Annotated in this window: 12 protein-coding genes and 6 pseudogenes; 11 read left to right on the top strand and 7 right to left on the bottom strand. The window is 44.3% G+C overall.

The window, feature by feature from the left end:
- The 4 genes and pseudogenes from AACW06_RS05020 to glpQ form a co-directional block, all read left to right on the top strand.
- A pseudogene (locus tag AACW06_RS05020) lies at positions 1-185 on the top strand (IS5-like element ISVa1 family transposase); the annotation flags it as partial.
- 98 nt (positions 186-283) lie between these two features.
- Positions 284-694, top strand: a complete 411-nt coding sequence (locus AACW06_RS05015; RefSeq protein WP_192074253.1) for a hypothetical protein — start codon at positions 284-286, stop codon at positions 692-694.
- 223 nt (positions 695-917) lie between these two features.
- Positions 918-2,291, top strand: coding sequence for a glycerol-3-phosphate transporter (gene glpT, locus AACW06_RS05010; RefSeq protein WP_192074252.1), 1,374 nt, complete (start codon positions 918-920; stop codon positions 2,289-2,291).
- 106 nt (positions 2,292-2,397) lie between these two features.
- A complete protein-coding gene (gene glpQ, locus AACW06_RS05005) occupies positions 2,398-3,456 on the top strand; it encodes a glycerophosphodiester phosphodiesterase (protein WP_192074251.1) in 1,059 nt (352 codons plus the stop codon).
- A 373-nt stretch (positions 3,457-3,829) separates the two neighbouring features.
- Here the strand turns inward: glpQ and AACW06_RS05000 are convergent, their stop codons facing one another.
- Positions 3,830-4,729: a LysR family transcriptional regulator gene (locus AACW06_RS05000; protein WP_192074250.1), complete on the bottom strand. Its 900-nt coding sequence runs from the start codon at positions 4,727-4,729 to the stop codon at positions 3,830-3,832.
- Between the two features lie 211 nt (positions 4,730-4,940).
- On the opposite strand from AACW06_RS05000, the gene AACW06_RS04995 reads away from it, so the two are divergent.
- The 3 genes from AACW06_RS04995 to AACW06_RS04985 all read left to right on the top strand — a co-directional run bounded on the left by AACW06_RS04995 (position 4,941) and on the right by AACW06_RS04985 (position 10,727).
- Positions 4,941-6,635 (top strand): L-lactate permease, encoded by a 1,695-nt coding sequence (locus AACW06_RS04995; protein ID WP_192074249.1) that lies wholly within the window; start codon positions 4,941-4,943, stop codon positions 6,633-6,635.
- 77 nt (positions 6,636-6,712) lie between these two features.
- Positions 6,713-7,849, top strand: a complete 1,137-nt coding sequence (gene lldD, locus AACW06_RS04990; RefSeq protein ID WP_192074248.1) for an FMN-dependent L-lactate dehydrogenase LldD — start codon at positions 6,713-6,715, stop codon at positions 7,847-7,849.
- Positions 7,850-7,895: 46 nt separating this feature from the next.
- On the top strand, positions 7,896-10,727 hold the full coding sequence (locus AACW06_RS04985) for an FAD-binding and (Fe-S)-binding domain-containing protein (protein ID WP_192074247.1): 2,832 nt from the start codon (positions 7,896-7,898) through the stop codon (positions 10,725-10,727).
- Positions 10,728-10,906: 179 nt separating this feature from the next.
- On the opposite strand, the gene AACW06_RS04980 is transcribed toward AACW06_RS04985, so the two are convergent.
- Complete coding sequence (locus AACW06_RS04980; RefSeq protein WP_192074246.1) at positions 10,907-11,428, bottom strand: DUF2058 domain-containing protein; 522 nt, start codon at positions 11,426-11,428, stop codon at positions 10,907-10,909.
- A 27-nt stretch (positions 11,429-11,455) separates the two neighbouring features.
- Entirely contained in the window at positions 11,456-11,596 is a 141-nt protein-coding gene (locus AACW06_RS04975) for a hypothetical protein (RefSeq protein WP_192074259.1), read from the bottom strand.
- Between AACW06_RS04975 and AACW06_RS04970 the strand changes: the two are divergent.
- Positions 11,549-12,196, top strand: a pseudogene (locus AACW06_RS04970) (IS630 family transposase); the annotation flags it as partial. The gene AACW06_RS04975 and the pseudogene AACW06_RS04970 sit on opposite strands and share 48 nt — an antisense overlap.
- 53 nt (positions 12,197-12,249) lie before the next feature.
- On the opposite strand, the pseudogene AACW06_RS04965 reads toward AACW06_RS04970, so the two are convergent.
- Both AACW06_RS04965 and AACW06_RS04960 read right to left on the bottom strand, forming a co-directional pair.
- Positions 12,250-12,570, bottom strand: a pseudogene (locus AACW06_RS04965) (PfkB family carbohydrate kinase); the annotation flags it as partial.
- Between the two features lie 72 nt (positions 12,571-12,642).
- Complete coding sequence (locus AACW06_RS04960; RefSeq protein WP_443262857.1) at positions 12,643-14,049, bottom strand: PTS transporter subunit EIIC; 1,407 nt, start codon at positions 14,047-14,049, stop codon at positions 12,643-12,645.
- 285 nt (positions 14,050-14,334) lie between these two features.
- Here AACW06_RS04960 and AACW06_RS04955 point away from each other — a divergent pair, with 285 nt between their 5' ends.
- The gene (locus AACW06_RS04955; RefSeq protein WP_192074244.1) at positions 14,335-15,534 is read left to right on the top strand and encodes an enolase C-terminal domain-like protein; all 1,200 of its coding nucleotides are present in this window, start codon (positions 14,335-14,337) and stop codon (positions 15,532-15,534) included.
- 37 nt (positions 15,535-15,571) lie between these two features.
- Here the strand turns inward: AACW06_RS04955 and AACW06_RS04950 are convergent, their stop codons facing one another.
- Positions 15,572-16,288: a GntR family transcriptional regulator gene (locus AACW06_RS04950; RefSeq protein WP_192074243.1), complete on the bottom strand. Its 717-nt coding sequence runs from the start codon at positions 16,286-16,288 to the stop codon at positions 15,572-15,574.
- Between the two features lie 119 nt (positions 16,289-16,407).
- Positions 16,408-16,689 (bottom strand): annotated as a pseudogene (locus AACW06_RS04945) (IS4 family transposase); the annotation flags it as partial.
- A gap of 86 nt (positions 16,690-16,775) precedes the next feature.
- Between AACW06_RS04945 and AACW06_RS04940 the strand changes: the two are divergent.
- Positions 16,776-17,659, top strand: a pseudogene (locus tag AACW06_RS04940) (IS982 family transposase).
- A gap of 14 nt (positions 17,660-17,673) precedes the next feature.
- Positions 17,674-17,811, top strand: a pseudogene (locus AACW06_RS04935) (IS630 family transposase); the annotation flags it as partial.
- Positions 17,812-17,849 lie beyond the last annotated feature (38 nt).

Below are 17,849 nucleotides of genomic sequence, written 5' to 3'. Positions count from 1 at the left end.
CGGAGTGGAAAGCCCAATCTGGTTATCACTATCGCTCAATATCTGAGACTGCAATGTCCCGATATAAAGGACTAACAAGCGGTAGACTGAGCTTGAGATGTTACAACGCTCAAGTGGGCGAAATCATGGCGAATGTTAAAGCTATAAACAAAGTCATAGGACTAGGTATGCCCGTCAGAAGCTAACGGCTAGTCATATATGGTGTTATTGTTCTTCAAACTGATTTGATCAACAACGCCATTTTCCAGACCATAATTTTGCACTCTCGTTCGATGAAACAAAAATGCAAAGTGGAGCTGAAATTCAAAGTTATAATTGGGAATTAACCAACGTATCTGGCAACGCAAATATGTCAGACGTAGACATTAGAAATGAAAATAAGGCCGATACAACATTTACTTTTAACGGAGTTGTCGATGAGCCTGTCGTTCTAACGTTTAAATTAACAGTTACACAAGGCAACGGCACAACAACCTCAGATGAGGCAAACTACTATCTTTACAAAGCGCCAGAGCAGGTAAAGTTCGGCAATGCGCTATTTCATAGACCACAACTCAATATCAATAGTATGGTGCATTTTCGTCACCACATGTCTATTTTAGAACATTATGTTTGTCTAACTCCTTCCGCTTCCGGCTCCCCATTTATCGGAACACTCTGCACCGATAAAAATCGAGCATTAAACAAACAATAACAAACAACACCCGAAATAAAATGCAATCGTTCTCATTCATAAATCTGGCATCAATCCCTTAAAAATAGAAACTAATCATTTGTTTTTAGGCATAAATTAATTCACATGTAGCATTTATCACAGAAATGCATTCGTTTGCGCATGACAATACCACCCTCTTTCGAACGAAGTTAAATTTTAGCGTTCGAACTTTAAACCATCGCAAAACAATAATGAGGTCACTATGTTTGGTATCTTCAAACCCCAAGCGCATATAGATCGACTCGCCTCCGAGCGGGTTGGTAGTACGTACAGCCGTTTACGCTGGCAGCTATTTCTCAGCATTTTTGTTGGTTATGCTGGCTACTACCTTGTTCGTAAGAACTTTAGCTTAGCCATGCCCTACCTCATTGAACAAGGCTTTAGCCGTGGCGACTTAGGGGTAGCACTTGCCGCCGTATCTATCGCTTATGGTCTATCTAAATTCTTAATGGGTAGCGTGTCTGACCGTTCTAATCCTCGCTATTTCTTAAGTGCAGGCTTATTAATGTCGGCAGCGGTCATGTTCTGTTTTGGCTTTATGCCATGGGCAACAAGCAGTATTACCGCAATGTTTATTTTGCTGTTTTTAAATGGCTGGTTCCAAGGTATGGGGTGGCCGGCATGTGGACGCACAATGGTACACTGGTGGTCACGCAAAGAACGTGGGGAAATTGTTTCAGTTTGGAACGTAGCTCATAACGTTGGCGGTGGCTTAATTGGTCCTCTTTTCTTATTCGGCTTATGGGCATTCAACGATGACTGGCGTGCCGCTTTTTATGTTCCAGCCTTTTTCGCCACTTTAGTTGCTATTTTCATTTGGATGACGCTTCGCGACACCCCTCAATCTTGTGGTCTACCACCAATTGAAGAATACAAAGACGATTATCCAGACGACTACGACAAATCTCACGAAAACGAGATGACTGCGAAAGAAATCTTCTTTAAATATGTCTTCTCTAACAAATTGTTATGGTCTATTGCGATTGCAAACGCATTCGTCTATTTGATTCGCTACGGGGTGCTTGACTGGGCTCCGGTGTATTTAAAAGAAGCCAAAGACTTTACTGTAGACAAATCGTCTTGGGCTTACTTCTTCTACGAATGGGCCGGTATTCCAGGTACATTATTGTGTGGTTGGATATCGGATAAAGTATTCAAAGGCCGTCGTGCACCTGCGGGCATCTTGTTTATGGTACTGGTTACCGTTGCAGTATTGGTTTATTGGTTCAACCCTGCAGGTAACCCAGTGGTCGATATGACTGCCTTGGTTGCGATCGGTTTCTTGATTTATGGCCCAGTAATGTTGATTGGTCTCTATGCTCTTGAACTCGCACCGAAAAAAGCAGCGGGTACAGCGGCAGGCTTAACCGGTTTGTTTGGTTATCTCGGTGGCGCTGTGGCCGCTAATGCGATTCTCGGTTACACCGTTGACCACTTCGGTTGGGATGGTGGTTTTATGATCCTTGTCGCTTCATGTGGTATTTCGATTCTTTGTCTATTGTATGCATTTATTGGCGAACGTGCTCATCATAAAGAAAAAGACAGACTAGAGGCAGCCAAAGCATCGACGTTGTAATCATTCTGACACCGAGATGTGTTTGATTATCTGACATCACACTTCTCTTCATAGAAAGTACAACCATCCCCCTGATCTGACAGGGGGAGTTTTTAAGGATATAAACATGAAATTGAAACCACTCGCACTTTCACTACTTGCTTTAGCCTGTTCAACGTGGGGTCACGCTGACCCATTAGTGATTGCTCACCGGGGCGCTTCTGGATACTTACCAGAACACACATTAGAAGCCAAAGCGCTCGCTTATGGCATGAAGCCTGATTATATCGAGCAAGATGTGGTGATGACGAAAGACAATCAGCTGGTTGTGTTACATGACCATTACCTTGATCGCGTCACAGATGTTGCCGAACGCTTTCCTGATCGCGCTCGTAGCGATGGCCGCTACTATGCGATTGATTTTACCTTATCCGAAATCAAAAGCTTGCGCGTGACCGAAGGCTTTAATATCGATGACAAAGGCAATAAAGTAGCGGGGTTCCCCGACCGCTTTCCGCTGTGGAAATCTAACTTTACTGTCCCAACTTTCGCTGAAGAAATCGAGCTAATCCAAGGGCTCAATAAAACACTGGGGTATGACATTGGCATTTACCCTGAAATTAAAGCCCCTTGGTTCCACAAACACCAAGGCAAAGACATCAGTAAAGCCGTATTAACGACCTTAAAAGAATACGGTTATACGAATAAAGAAGACAAAGTCTACCTACAATGCTTTGATCCAATAGAACTCAAGCGCATTAATGACGAACTGCTACCTGCCATGAAAATGGATTTAAAACTGGTTCAGCTCATGGCGTATACCGACTGGAATGAAACCATGGTTTATGACGGCAACCAAGCCCAACCATACAACTATGACTGGATGTTCGAAGCCAATGGAATGAAGCAAGTCGCGACCTACGCCGATGGTATTGGCCCATGGAAACCAATGTTAGTTGATGACGCATCGACCAAGGGCAACATCATCATTAAACCTTTGATGAAAGAAGCAAAAGCACAAGGCCTAGCGGTTCACCCCTACACATTCCGCGCAGAAAAAGATCGCATCGCTCCGTATGCAGACAGCTTTGAAGATATGCTTGATGTGTTCTACAACAAAGTAAAAGTCGATGGTTTGTTTACCGATTTTCCTGATAAAGCGGCGACTTTCTTGCACCAGAAATAAATGTTGCCTTACTACTGATTAAAAGACGCCATTACTTCCCTCCCCTATCAAGTAATGGCGTCAATTTGTTGGTGACGATAATTCTATTCAAAACGTCACAAAAAATTGTCCCAGTTCTGTATGCCATCGAATCAATTACGCAGCAATACGCAATCGTTAGGATCATAGCCACACATCCTAAATTCCTCATCTATATACCCGTTCAACTTGAAGTTTCAGCGGTGTTGGCTACATTCGCTCACCCCAATAACATAGTTTATCTATGCTGATGGGGATGAACTCACTTGCCGCCTACCTGCAACCTTCAAGTTGTTTGGGTATAGATTTGCTAATTATTTTTGACATTTCGTTTCCAGATTTTCGTACCACACACTCAAAAATAATGAGAAATGGTCAGATAACGCTCACGGATATGTTCAATCAATAACCTGACTTTATTCGGGGGCTGGCGCGTAAACGGATAGACCGCGTAAATGCCTAGTTTTTTGCCAACCTGTTCAGGGAAAATATCAACCAACTGACCGTTGCGAAAATCGTGATAGACCAAACAACGCGGGACATAAGCGATACCGTGACCACCTAAGGCGGCTTTTCTTAGTGCGGTCGCGTTATCGGTTGAAAAGCTCCCGGCTACTCTGACGATATAATTCCCTTTATGACCTTTAAACTCCCATTCGCTTGCGCCCGTGGTTTGATAAGCGTATTGCAAGCAATTGTGGCTCGTTAAGTCTTCCGGTCTTAATGGTTTACCATTTTTAGCGATGTAAGACGGAGAGGCACAAACGACCCATTGTGAGTCTAAAATATGGCGCGCTATCAGGCTTGAATCTTCCAAGTAACCTGTGCGGATCACTAAGTCAAAACCACCTTCGACCAAATCGACAAAACGGTTGTCGAGCGACATATCGACCGTCAACCCAGGGTGAGAATTACAAAATTCCGCCACCGCATCAGCCAAAATCAGATCACCTGATATCGTAGGTACTGACATTTTTATATGGCCACTGACGTTTTCACCAAATCCGGCCACCGCATCCATCGCTTCTTGAGTGGCGAGCTTCACATTTTTAGCACCATGTAATAGTGCTTTGCCCGCTTCGGTCAGAGTTAATTTACGCGTCGTTCGATATAATAACTGTACGCCTAACTCTTCTTCCAAACGAGCAATTCTTTTACTAACCACTGAATTTGTAAGACTATTTTGTTCTGCGACCTTGCTAAAACTCCCTAGTTCCATCACTTGTGAAAATAAGATTAAGTCATCTGCTCGCATTCTATTATGCCAATTTTGGAATTAATTATTTTCATTATTTCCCTATATCAAAAAAAAAGAAAGGAGTAAATTCACGCTAAATTAACAAAAAAATCACAAATATAATAATTCAGCTACCCGTCATTGATGGATAAGTAGCACCAAACCCTACAGGACACCTGCTCTTCTATTAACACATAACACTAAGAGCAAACTTTACGAGGAAGTATCCATGAATGAAACAGTACTAGCCTTAATTGCCTTTTCCCCCATTGTGGTGGCGGCAATTCTATTAGTTGGCCTTAACTGGCCAGCTAAAAAAGCCATGCCGGTGGCCTTTGGCTTAACCGTTGTTATTGCCCTAACAAGTTGGGATATGTCAGCCAACCGAGTTCTGGCATCGATTTTTCAAGGGTTCGGTATCACCGTTTCCGTGCTCTGGATTGTGTTTGGCGCGATCTTCTTACTCAACACTTTGAAACACACCGGAGCCATCACCACCATTCGTAACGGTTTTACCGATGTCTCGGCGGATCGCCGTGTGCAAGCTATTATTATTGCCTGGTGTTTCGGCTCTTTCATTGAGGGCGCATCCGGTTTTGGTACACCAGCAGCAATTGCTGCGCCACTTTTAGTTGCGATTGGCTTTCCTGCCCTGGCAGCAGTTTTGATGGGTATGATGATCCAATCCACTCCCGTTTCTTTTGGTGCGGTTGGAACACCGATTATCGTCGGAGTAAACAAAGGGTTAGATACGCACAATATCAGCGAAACATTACTCGCTAACGGTTCGAACTGGGATGCCTATTTGCAACAGATCACCTCCAGTGTGGCGTTAATACACGCAGGCGTCGGCACACTGATGCCAGTGTTAATGGCGATGATGTTGACGCGCTTTTTCGGCAAAAACAAAAGCTGGACTGAGGGGTTAGATATTCTGCCATTTGCCATTTTCTCTGGTTTGGCTTTTACCGTTCCTTACGCACTCACAGGTGTATTTCTTGGTCCAGAATTCCCATCGCTCATTGGTGGGTTAGTCGGCCTGTCTTTGGTCGTCACCGCAGCCAAAAAAGGCTTCCTCGTGCCTAAGTCACAGTGGGATTTTCCTGAAGAAAAATCATGGCCAGCAGAATGGTTAGGCTCTCTTAAAATCGATGTAGAAGAGATAAAAAACAAACCGATGAGCTTAGCACTGGCGTGGGCACCGTATGTATTACTGGCTGTCGTGTTGGTTGCCAGCCGAGTCAGTACTGAATTTAAATTGTTCCTCACTGGCATTAGCCTTTCCTTTGCGAACATTTTGGGTGAAACAGGCATCAGCACTGCAATTCAACCACTGTATTTACCTGGTGGGATATTAGTCTTTGTCGCATTGCTGGCGGTTATTTTGCAATCTCGCAACGCGATGCCTTTAGTCAAAGCTTTCGGTGAATCAAGCAAAACCTTAATTGGCGCAGGCTTTGTATTGGTGTTCACTATCCCTATGGTGCGTATTTTTATTAACTCTGGCGTCAATGGTTCCGACCTCGCAAGTATGCCTGTCACCACGGCTAATTTTGCGGCGGGTTTGGTGGGCGAAGCCTTCCCAGCATTGAGTGCGACTGTTGGTGCACTTGGTGCATTTATCGCAGGTTCAAATACGGTTTCCAATATGATGTTCAGCCAATTCCAATTTGAAGTAGCACAAACGCTCTCTATATCTAGTGTTGTGGTTGTTGCGTTACAAGCGGTTGGTGCTGCGGCAGGTAACATGATTGCGATCCACAACGTAGTCGCCGCTTCTGCCACCGTCGGTTTGCTTGGGCGTGAAGGTGCAACACTGCGCAAAACCATTATCCCAACTTTCTACTATCTTGTGATGACAGGCGTGATCGGTTTAGTGGTGATTTACGGCTTTAACATGACCGATGTGTTAATGACCAAGTAAGTATCAACGTCATCACTTATAAAAAATAATGCAGAGCAGACCTCAATGTCTGCCCTGCTTAAATTAGGATTCGATTTATGATCATTTCAGCCTCTACTGATTATCGCGCTGCTGCCCAAGCAAAGCTGCCTCCTTTTCTATTTCACTATATTGATGGTGGTTCTTACGGTGAGCACACACTAACACGCAACACAGCCGATTTAGAAGATATCGCACTTCGTCAGCGTGTACTCAATGATATGTCGGAGCTCAGTTTAGACACCGAGCTATTTGGTGAACCACTAGCGATGCCGATCGCCCTTGCTCCTGTTGGCTTAACCGGCATGTATGCTCGTCGTGGTGAAGTGCAAGCAGCGCGTGCAGCGGAAAATAAAGGTATCCCATTTACCCTTTCTACGGTTTCTGTTTGTCCGATAGAAGAAGTCTCTGATGCTCTTGCACACCCTATTTGGTTTCAGTTATATGTACTCAAAGATCGCGGTTTTATGAAGAACGTTCTAGAACGCGCCAAAGCTGCTGGGGTTAAAAACTTGGTATTTACCGTTGATATGCCAGTTCCCGGTGCGCGTTACCGTGATATGCATTCAGGTATGAGTGGCCCAAATGCGGCAATGCGCCGTATGTTTCAAGCGATGAAGCACCCAAGTTGGGCGTGGGATGTTGGTCTGATGGGGAAACCGCACGATTTAGGTAACATCTCGACTTATCGCGGCACGCCAACTAAATTGGAAGACTATATTGGTTGGCTAGGTGACAATTTTGACCCGTCAATTTCATGGAAAGATTTAGAGTGGATCCGTGATTTCTGGGAGGGTCCAATGATCATCAAAGGTATTTTAGATACAGAAGATGCCAAAGATGCTGTGCGTTTTGGCGCAGACGGTATCATCGTATCAAACCATGGCGGACGTCAGTTAGATGGCGTACTTTCCACCGCCAAAGCCCTGCCTTCTATCGCTGACGCAGTGAAGGGAGACCTTAAAATTCTCGTTGATTCTGGTATTCGTTCTGGGCTTGATGTGGTGCGTATGCTCGCCCTCGGCGCAGATTGCATCCTACTTGGTCGCTCGTTCGTTTACGCATTAGCGGCGCAAGGCCAGCAAGGGGTAGAGAACTTACTTGATTTGTATGAGAAAGAGATGCGCGTTGCGATGACCTTAACTGGGGCAAAAACCATCGCTGATTTATCACGCGACTCCCTCGTTAAGCTTTAATATAACCTAGGCTCATTCATCGAATACCACTAAAAAGGAAGCAGTTATGGCGCAATCGTATTCCAACTATCAGCAACTCGAAAAGAGGCTCGCGACTATGATCGAGCCAGAGCGTATCATCACTCAGCAGGCTAAGCGCCTTGCTTATGGCACTGACGCCAGTTTCTATCGTCTGATACCGAAGATTGTGTTGCGTTTAAAAAATCTCGATGAGGTCATTTTTGCCATTAAAAACTGCCGAGAATTGGCCATCCATTGCACCTTTCGCGCTGCGGGTACTAGTTTATCTGGCCAAGCAGTATCGGATTCAGTATTAATTACTCTCACTGACGATTGGCGCGGTCATCGTATCCATGACGATGGAAAAAAAATCACGCTACAACCTGGAGTCATTGGCGCTGATGCCAACAAATATCTCGCCCCTTTTCAGCGTAAAATAGGCCCTGATCCCGCCTCCATCAACACCTGTAAAATCGGCGGTATTGCTGCCAATAACGCCAGTGGCATGTGCTGCGGCACCGCGCAAAATTCTTACCGCACCGTCGATAGCATGAAAATCGTATTCGCGGATGGTGTAGTGCTCGATACAGCAAGCCCTGAGAGCATAGCCGCATTTAAAACAGCCAAACCCGAATTAATTGAAGGCATTGCACAACTTCATGCCCAAACGGCACAAAACCCTGAATTATCACAACGTATTCAGCACAAATACCGCCTAAAGAACACCACTGGTTATGCACTCAATGCTTTAGTTGATTACTCAGACCCCATTGAAGTGATTGAACATTTGATGATTGGTTCTGAAGGAACCCTCGGCTTTATTGCCGAAATCACCTACCACACAGTGGTTGAACACACACATAAAGCTTCGGCTTTGTTGGTGTTTTCCGACATTGAACAGGCCAGTGAAGCGGTCACCACCCTTTCTAAAACACCTGTGGCAGCAGTGGAAATGATGGATGGCCGTGCCATGCGCTCAGTGGCCGACAAAGCTGGCATGCCTGCATTCATTGCAACATTAGATGTGGAAGCTGCCTCACTGTTAATTGAATCTCACGCCAGCGATGAAACCACACTTCACAAGCAATGTGACGCAGTAATGGCGGCGCTGAGTGACTATAAAATCATCGAATCGGTGCCTTTTACCTCCGAAGCAAAAACCGTTGCCACCCTGTGGGGAATTCGCAAAGGCATGTTCCCAGCCGTTGGCGCTGTTCGCGAAGTAGGCACGACAGTGATCATTGAAGATGTTGCCTTTCCCGTTGAAAACCTCGCCAATGGTGTGCGTGATTTACAAGCCTTGTTTGATCAATACCACTACAAAGAGGCGATCATTTTTGGCCATGCATTAGAAGGCAATTTGCATTTTGTTTTCACGCAAGGTTTCGATAGCCAAAGTGAAATCGACCGTTATGGCGCATTTATGGATGATGTTGCCGAATTAGTCGCGGTAAAATATCAGGGCTCGCTCAAAGCAGAACACGGTACTGGTCGTAATATGGCACCGTATGTGGAATTAGAATGGGGCAAAGATGGTTATGCTCTGATGCAACAAATTAAAACACTGTTTGACCCACAAGGGTTACTCAACCCTGGCGTGATCATTAACGACGACCCGCATTCTCATTTATCTAACCTCAAACCGATGCCAGCAGCGGACGAGCTCATTGATCGCTGTATAGAGTGTGGATTTTGTGAACCAGTGTGCCCTTCGCGCACGCTGACCCTTTCACCTCGTCAACGCATTGTCTTATATCGAGAACTACAGCGCCGCCACGCACAAGGTGAAACAGTGGAAGCATCTGAGCTTGAGAAAACCTTTGAATACCAAGGGCTTGATACATGCGCCGCAACCGGTTTATGTGCAGATCGCTGCCCGGTGGGTATCAACACGGGTGACTTGGTGAAAAAGCTGCGCAGTGCAAAATATCAAAAATTTGTCCCAATCGCCAAATGGACAGCGGAACATTTTGCCACCACCACAGCGCTCACAAAAGCGGGTTTGAAGGCCAACCAAGTGGCGACAAAAATGCTGGGGAAAAACATTGTTGGTGGCGCGACCAATGGCTTACGCACATTGACCAAAGGAAAAACTCCGATTTGGTATCCAGAGCTACCACAAGCGAACACACAACAGCTTGATATTGCGGTCAAAAACCTGCCACGCCGCGAGAAGAAAGTGGTCTACATGCCTTCATGCGCTAGCCGAAATATGGGCCAACAAACCAGTGCTGGCGATCAACGACCACTAACCGAAGTCACGTTATCGCTGCTCAACAAAGCGGGTTATGAAGTCATTCTACCAAGCGAGCTCAGTAGCCAATGTTGTGGCATGCCCTATGACAGTAAAGGGATGAACGAACTCGCACAATCAAAAGCAGAGCAATTAGAAGCAGTATTGTGGCAAGCCAGTCAGCAAGGACAATACCCAATATTGATGGACACGAGCCCGTGTGCAAAACGCAGTATTGAACACTTTACTAAGCCACTTGAGGTATTAGAACCAACTGGATTCGCTAGTAAATATCTGTTGCAACACCTCGCCATTACGCCAAGAGAAGAGACAGTTATGCTGCATGTTACTTGCAGCTCGCGGCGTATGGGCTTAGAGGCCGCGATGCTGACACTAACCAAGGCGTGCGTCAGTGAGGTTCTTATGCCAGAACATATTCAGTGCTGCGGCTGGGCGGGCGATAAAGGCTTTACCACACCAGAGCTTAACGCCGCTGCCGTTCACCCATTGAAAGAACAAGTTCCCCCTCATTGCCAACGTGGATTTAGCAACAGTCGAACCTGCGAAATTGGGCTTTCCCACCATAGCGGCATTCCGTATCAATCTATTTTATATTTGCTGGATGAGGTATCAAAGCCACGCTGAATATGGAATGTATACCCAAAAAACTTGAAGTTGCAGGTAGGCAGCCAGTGAGTTCATCCCCATAAGCATAGACAAACTATGTGATTGGGGTGAGCAAATGTGACCAACACCGCTGCAGCTTCAAGTAGGAAGGGGATACACCCAAACCATTTGAAGTGGTATACACGTGCACCAATGGTTTACCACATCAAATCATCAGGAACGACGAAATCAGCATATGGGTCGTCTTCTTCAGGAAGGAATTCATCAGCGGTTTTATTTTCGATGATGCTCTCTTCGTCTCGCATGAAAATTTTGTCTGCTACCACACCGGGAATAACTGCGTAGCTCTCTTCATAGCGCGCAATAGCCAGAATACCTTTACTTAGTTGATCACGAACCAGTGAGTTCACATACAGTGACTTAACCAACTTACCATCAACAAAGTTGTATTTGATCTCACCATCTTTAAGATCCAATTTGTTCATTTCAATCAGCTGCTTTACTTGTGCTTGAATTTCTTTGCTCAATAGCTGTTCTTTCTGCTGTTTGTTGAGCACTTTGTCGCGCTGTTGCTGTTCAATTTTTTTCGCTTCAACCGCTGCTTTCACTTCACGTGCTTGCACGCGAGATTTTTTAGAGCTCTTTTTTGCCTTACTGAGTTTTTTGGCGTTTACCAAACCCGCTTTTAGCATTTGCTCTTGTAGAGATAAAGTTGCCATGATCAATCCAAGTCAATTATTTACCCGTTAGTTTAACGTTTCATGCGTTGCGAATAAAGCAGTCGATGTATCTAAGTCTGTGGCTTCATAGTCCAACTGATAATAACGACAAACAATGCGCAAACCATACAACTTATCGAACATCTGACTGAGAAAACGTAATTTCATACCCACCAAATTGTCGCTTATGTGTAAGCTGAGTTTGGTATCCGTTATACCATTGCTGGAATGAACAAGTGGCTACATCATCACGGCTTCTCATATAAAAAGCCGAAAGGTGTGCCACACAAGTTTAATCCAGAGATGCAGCAAGCCTTTATCGAACATTATAACGAGACGCTAAGAAACAGCGAAGACCTAGTGTTGTTCATGGACACCGTTCATCCTATGCAGCCAACAAAACTCAGTTATGGCTGGATACGAAAAGGCCAAGACAAAGTGATTGAGACAACAGGCAGTCGAACTCGCCTTAATATCATCGGTGCGTTACCACTTCAAAATATTGGCGCAACGGTGACAAAAACGTATGACACGATAAACAGCGAGAATATCGTTCGTTTCTTCTGGAAGCTCAAAAAGGAACATTACCCTTTGGAGCAAAAAGTACACCTAGTACTTGATGGTGCCGCCTATCATCAGTCAAAAATGGTAAGAAATGCGGCAAAAGTGCTCAATATCGAGCTTCATTACTTACCCCCATACAGCCCAAACTTAAATCCAATAGAGCGGTTATGGAAAGTGATGAATGAGCATGTACAGAATAATATTTAACCTGAACTCGGGATAAAAATAGGCAGGAACTAAAAGCTGGTTCTGCGATCAGATCTTTCGACTAAAAAGGCTCTTTCACCTTGCTCGTCGAGCTGAATCAAGTACAGTCCCGGTGAGCGCTTGGTATCGGTCAGAACTAAGCTGGTATCAACGCCCTCTTGCTTTCAGCGAGCCGTCATTTCTTGGCTAAGAGATTCGTTCCCCATGGCCGTAACATACTTCACAGACAGTTCAGAGGCTGATTCTCGCTGACTTCGGCATAGATAAATCGCGGCGTTTAAGGTGTCTCCACCGAACATCTGCTGCATCTCCCCAAACGGTTTTCCGTTCAGTTCAATCATGCATTCTCCAATGATGGCAATTGTCTTCATCGCACTGTTTCTTTAAGTCACAAATCAGGCCTGCAAACTTACGCTGAGCAGGCCTGATGTTTTATTGAGGAATTATTTGTTGTCTAAGCGAACAAACATCATGGTCAAGATAAATGACAGAGTAAACACGCCAGTCACACCCAACACCGCTTGAACAAAGTTCTGAGTGCCGCTCGCTAAGTATGCAGGAAGACTGAATACTGACGATAGGATGTAACTTGTTAAGTGCGTATCAATGGTCACGGAGATAGCACCCATAATACCGGTCGCTAAACTCGCCATGAACAACGCTTTGGTGTACTTAGTCAGCGTACCGAATAGCGCTGGTTCAGTAATACCCAGAATCGCTGTCACACCTGAACCCACTGTCATTGATGATTGCTCTTTAGACACACTGTTACGCTGCTTGTACCAAATCGCCATCGTCGCACCTGCGATTGCTAGGTTACCCAGACACATAATTGGCATTAGCAGGTCTTTTCCATAAAGCGCAAAGTTGTTCAGGCTGATTGGCGTCATGCTGTGATGAATACCAAACACAATCGTAATTGGACGAGTTAAGCCGAACACAAAACCGGTTAGGGTTGGTGAGATTTCTAGTAAAGAGCTAATCAGCCAGCCAGCACCATTACTCACCCACATGCCAGCAGGCGCAACCAGCGAAAGCACAACGGTTGATGTTACGGTAAAGGCTAATACTGGCGTAAATACAGGTTTGGCAGAACTTGGAACAAACTTATCCACCATCGGAGTGATCTTTGATAGCACCCAGACCGCAAGGATCGCTGGCACAATCGCACCGCCGTAGTTCATTAGCTCAATCGGCACCACACCAAACACATTAAGCTCGGCTTTGCTGCCTGCATCAGACAGTAAGGCAGCCTTTTCTACTAGCTTTGGAGACATCATTGCCGCTGCAACCGCCAATGCAATGTACTCATTCACTTTGAACATTTTGGCTGCTGAGAACGAAACCAGCATAGGTAAAAAGAAGAACACAGCCACAGATATAGAGCGATAAAAGAACACGGTATCGGAAGATTCCGAAATCACATTGGTAGCAATAAGCCCTGATAATAGGCCCATCAACATACCTGCACCGGCAATGGCAGGAACGACCGGACCAAAGATGCCTGCGACGATGCGCATTGCGTTTTGGAACAGTTTACCTTTCTCTTGTTCAATCTCTGCGTCTTCTGGTGCTGCACTTGCACCGGATAGCGCTAGGTACCATTTCTCGACTTCAACGCCGATGATCACCTGAGTTTGACCTTGTACGAGAACCACACCTTTAACGCCTTGAATAGCTTCGAGTTTTTCTTTGCTCGCTTTTGACTCATCGACCAATTTAAAACGTAGTCGAGTCATACAGTGAGTGATGTTTGCGATGTTTTCGTTACCACCGAGGGCTGCGACTAATTCTTGTAATTTCATGCTAAAGCTGTCTGCTTTCCCTGGCACATTATCACCGATAGCCATTTTAGTTTCTGTCAATTGCATCATACATTCCTATATGCTTGTCTGCTCATTTACTGCAGTAATCTTAGCGGTTGAGCGTTTTTATCCAATCGACAAAACAGTGACAAAACTCACATTAAAACAACTAAAAAATTAATTTTGGCCGTTTTTTAGCAACTGGTTCGTTTTTTTCTCCTAATTCGAAACAGGAACGAACCAGTTAATTTTCAGTATAATTTACCGCTTGAAATCTGTATTTTTTAACGCTTATATAGAATAAATCCTTTTGATCGAGCTAGTTTTAAAGTGAATAAAAATATCATTTCAAATATTGAGTGTGTGATTACCAAACCTGACCGACACAACCTGATAACCGTTATTGTAGAAACGGAATCAGGGATGAAAGGTTTTGGTTGTGCAACTTTCCAGCAACGACCATTGGCGGTAAAATCCATGGTTGATGAATATTTCAAACCATTATTAATTGGCAAAGATGCTAATAATATTGAAGACTTATGGCAAATGATGATGGTTAACGCTTATTGGCGTAATGGACCAGTGATCAATAATGCTATTTCAGGTGTTGATATGGCGCTGTGGGATATTAAAGCGAAGTTAGCTAACATGCCGCTGCATCAATTATTTGGTGGTAAAGCTCGTGATGCTATTCAGGTCTATACCCATGCAACCAGCGATACAATGAAAGGTCTGTATGAGCAGGTCGAAAAATACCTAGCGCAGGGCTACAAACATATTCGCTGTCAGTTAGGTTTTTATGGTGGTGTGCCAGAGAATATCCACACGGTAAATAACCCAACCGAAGGGTCTTACTACGATCAAGACCAGTATATGGATAACACGGTTGAGATGTTCAAATGCTTACGTGAAAAGTATGGTAATCAATTCCATATTCTTCACGATGTCCACGAACGCCTGTTCCCAAATCAAGCGATTCAATTTGCCAAACGAGTAGAACAATACACGCCATATTTTATTGAAGATATATTGCCGCCAAACCAAACCGAATGGCTGGATAATCTTCGCAGTCAAACCAGTGTGTCGCTGGCGTTAGGGGAGCTATTTAACAACCCTGAAGAGTGGAAACAGCTGATCATCAATCGCCGTATCGACTTCATTCGATGCCACGTCTCTCAGATTGGTGGGATTACTCCGGCATTGAAACTGGGTCACCTATGCCAGAGCTTTGGAGTGCGTATTGCGTGGCACTGCCCGCCAGATATGACACCAATTGGTGCAGCAGTGAATACTCACTTAAACGTACATCTACATAACGCTGCGATTCAAGAGTACGTTGAATATAATGCTAATACCCAAGCGGTATTCCCTAATGCTGCCGAGCCTATCAATGGTTACTTGTATGCGTCAGAGCTGCCGGGAATCGGGGTTGAAATGAACCAAGAGGCCGCACAAGATTTCCCTGTCACTTATCGCTCACATGAGTGGACTCAAAGCCGATTGCCTGATGGCACTATTCATACGCCATAGCACTATGGCTCACTTCACCTAAATAGAAAAACGACCGTTAATCACGGTCGTTTTGATCTCGGTAATTTAAACTCTCTGGGTTAAACTTAGAGTGGTAAGTACACTGGTAGTTGATATCAATGATGTCACTGACGACAAACACCTCACCAGAAGTGAGAAAACCACGATTGGTGATGTTCATTGCTGAACTAGAGCGCTTACATCCCAATAAATCTGCATCTTCCTTTGAAACACTGATCGCTTGGTAGGTCGTGAGGTAGCTGTCGATTTCCAACCCTAACGAAAGTGCATGCTTCTGCAGAGAGCTTTCGATAATATTATCGTTCACCACTGGGAATAATTTCACGGGTAGCCTCGCCTCTTCAATCTGGGTGACTTTTCCTTGAATTAACCTTAAGCGTTTCACATTCCAAATATATTCATCTTCTTCAACCGAGAATACTTGCATTTCATGTATGGTTGGTAATCTCTTATTCAATTTTATTTTCTTATAAGAAATTTCACCAAATTTATTCTCAGTTACTGAGTTGTATATTAATGGTGAATCTATACTCGACGTATTTACATAATACCCCGAGCCAGCTTTGGATTTAACCATACCAATTGCTTCAAGTTTAGACATTGCCTTTCTCACCGAGAAACGGGAAATATCATATTTTTCAGCTAATTCTCTTTCTGAAGGTAATTTTACATCAATAATATTTTGGCAAATCTTACTGATTATATCTTGAACAAGTTCTTGGTACTTTTTCATGGAACGCTTAATGTTTGGCGGTTCATTATAATTTAACGCATCTGGGCTACTTTCTCCATGAAGCAAGCCTAAAATAGAGGTTTAGATCAAATAGGCAGCCCATGATGAACTAATGCCGTTCACTTAAGGTAAGCGGCATTGTATTTTCTAGGGTATCGGCTTGGCTTTTTCTTCACGACTCTAGGGAAGGATCTTTCTCGCCTAGGTTCAAGTATTAAGCTCCCACTCATTGCGTAGAAGTTTTGGAGTTGCCTCGGTATTGCACCTGGTGACGCGTAGGGAAGCCCCACTATTAGGCGCATGATGTGGGCTAAGGCTCCATTGAAGCTAAGTTGGTACGGCAAGTAGTCTCCACTCAACGTATTACACATCTGCACCATTTGATATCTGACTAACCTGAACTCGGGATAAAAATAGAAGTGAACTAAAAGCTGGTTCTGCGATCAGATCTTTCGGCAAAGAGAGAACAATCGCAAAGGAACCAGCTATGCACAAGCGAGTAGACTTATTTTGCCATGTCGATGACTTTTGTAAGGCTTTTCTACCTCAATGGCAAAAACTTCAACTTGAACACGGTGAACGTAAACGAAAGCGCAAAGAACGTATGTCTGAAAGTGAAATAATGACCATCATTATTGCTTTTCATATGTCGCACCAACGTGATTTTAAGAACTTCTATCTTGGTATTATTCACCGATACCACAAAAGCGAATTTCCTGCGCTACTGAGCTATACACGCTTTCTGGAGATGATGCCGTCGGTGCTTGTTCCTTTAAGCTCTTTCTTCACTCATGTAAAGGGAGAGCCGACAGGTATTGAATTTATTGACTCTACTAGCATCAAAGTCTGCCACAACTTACGCATTCCAAGACATGAGGTGTTCAAAGGAACAGCAGCACGAGGCAAAGGTACCATGGGGTGGTTCTACGGTTTTAAACTTCACATCATTACAAATCATCTTGGTGACATTGTTGCAGCCAAACTTACGCCAGCAAATACTGATGATAGAAAGCCTGTCCGTGAATTACCAAAAGGGCTGCTCGACAAGCTCTATGCAGACAAAGGCTATATCAGTAAAGCGCTGATTGAAGACTCAAAAGAAGATGGTATTACGCTGATAACAACACACAGAAAGAACATGAAACCCAAAGTGCTAGCCGCTTGGGATCGTGCAATGTTATCGAAGCGATTCATTATTGAAACGATAAATGATCAGTTGAAGAACATATCTCAGATAGAGCATTCTCGTCATCGCAGCTTACATGGCTTCATGTTGAACTTGGAGGCTTAATCGCATACTGCTTAAAGCCAGAAAAGCCATCACTCAACATCACCAATACTGAAAAGTCTGGTTTGATGGCGATGGCTTAAACCGATCTCAGGTTATTTACTTCCCCTCCAAGCAAATATTTACTTCAGCCATCAAAGAGTTTTTCGATGTAACATTACCAGAAGTTGCAGGTTCACTCGTATCCAGAATTACGGATAACTTTCAGATTTTGAAACCTGCATCTTCAAGTTGAACGGGTATATCACCTAAAAAGTCGAAAATACTGATATG

It is taken from the genome of Vibrio sp. S12_S33, from assembly GCF_963889785.1.
Taxonomy (GTDB): Bacteria; Pseudomonadota; Gammaproteobacteria; order Enterobacterales; family Vibrionaceae; genus Vibrio; species Vibrio aestuarianus.
The sequence above is the reverse complement of the archived record's forward strand: the minus strand, read 5'-3'. Positions and strand labels throughout refer to the sequence as shown.

What these genes read in the sequence shown, in the direction of transcription:
- AACW06_RS05015 (WP_192074253.1), top strand. Translation starts at nt 284, where the DNA reads ATGCAAAGTGGAGCTGAAATTCAAAGTTATAATTGGGAATTAACCAAC.
- glpT (WP_192074252.1), top strand. Translation starts at nt 918, where the DNA reads ATGTTTGGTATCTTCAAACCCCAAGCGCATATAGATCGACTCGCCTCC.
- glpQ (WP_192074251.1), top strand. Translation starts at nt 2,398, where the DNA reads ATGAAATTGAAACCACTCGCACTTTCACTACTTGCTTTAGCCTGTTCA.
- AACW06_RS05000 (WP_192074250.1), bottom strand. Translation starts at nt 4,729, where the DNA reads ATGCGAGCAGATGACTTAATCTTATTTTCACAAGTGATGGAACTAGGG.
- AACW06_RS04995 (WP_192074249.1), top strand. Translation starts at nt 4,941, where the DNA reads ATGAATGAAACAGTACTAGCCTTAATTGCCTTTTCCCCCATTGTGGTG.
- lldD (WP_192074248.1), top strand. Translation starts at nt 6,713, where the DNA reads ATGATCATTTCAGCCTCTACTGATTATCGCGCTGCTGCCCAAGCAAAG.
- AACW06_RS04985 (WP_192074247.1), top strand. Translation starts at nt 7,896, where the DNA reads ATGGCGCAATCGTATTCCAACTATCAGCAACTCGAAAAGAGGCTCGCG.
- AACW06_RS04980 (WP_192074246.1), bottom strand. Translation starts at nt 11,428, where the DNA reads ATGGCAACTTTATCTCTACAAGAGCAAATGCTAAAAGCGGGTTTGGTA.
- AACW06_RS04975 (WP_192074259.1), bottom strand. Translation starts at nt 11,596, where the DNA reads ATGAAATTACGTTTTCTCAGTCAGATGTTCGATAAGTTGTATGGTTTG.
- AACW06_RS04960 (WP_443262857.1), bottom strand. Translation starts at nt 14,049, where the DNA reads ATGGCTATCGGTGATAATGTGCCAGGGAAAGCAGACAGCTTTAGCATG.
- AACW06_RS04950 (WP_192074243.1), bottom strand. Translation starts at nt 16,288, where the DNA reads ATGAAAAAGTACCAAGAACTTGTTCAAGATATAATCAGTAAGATTTGC.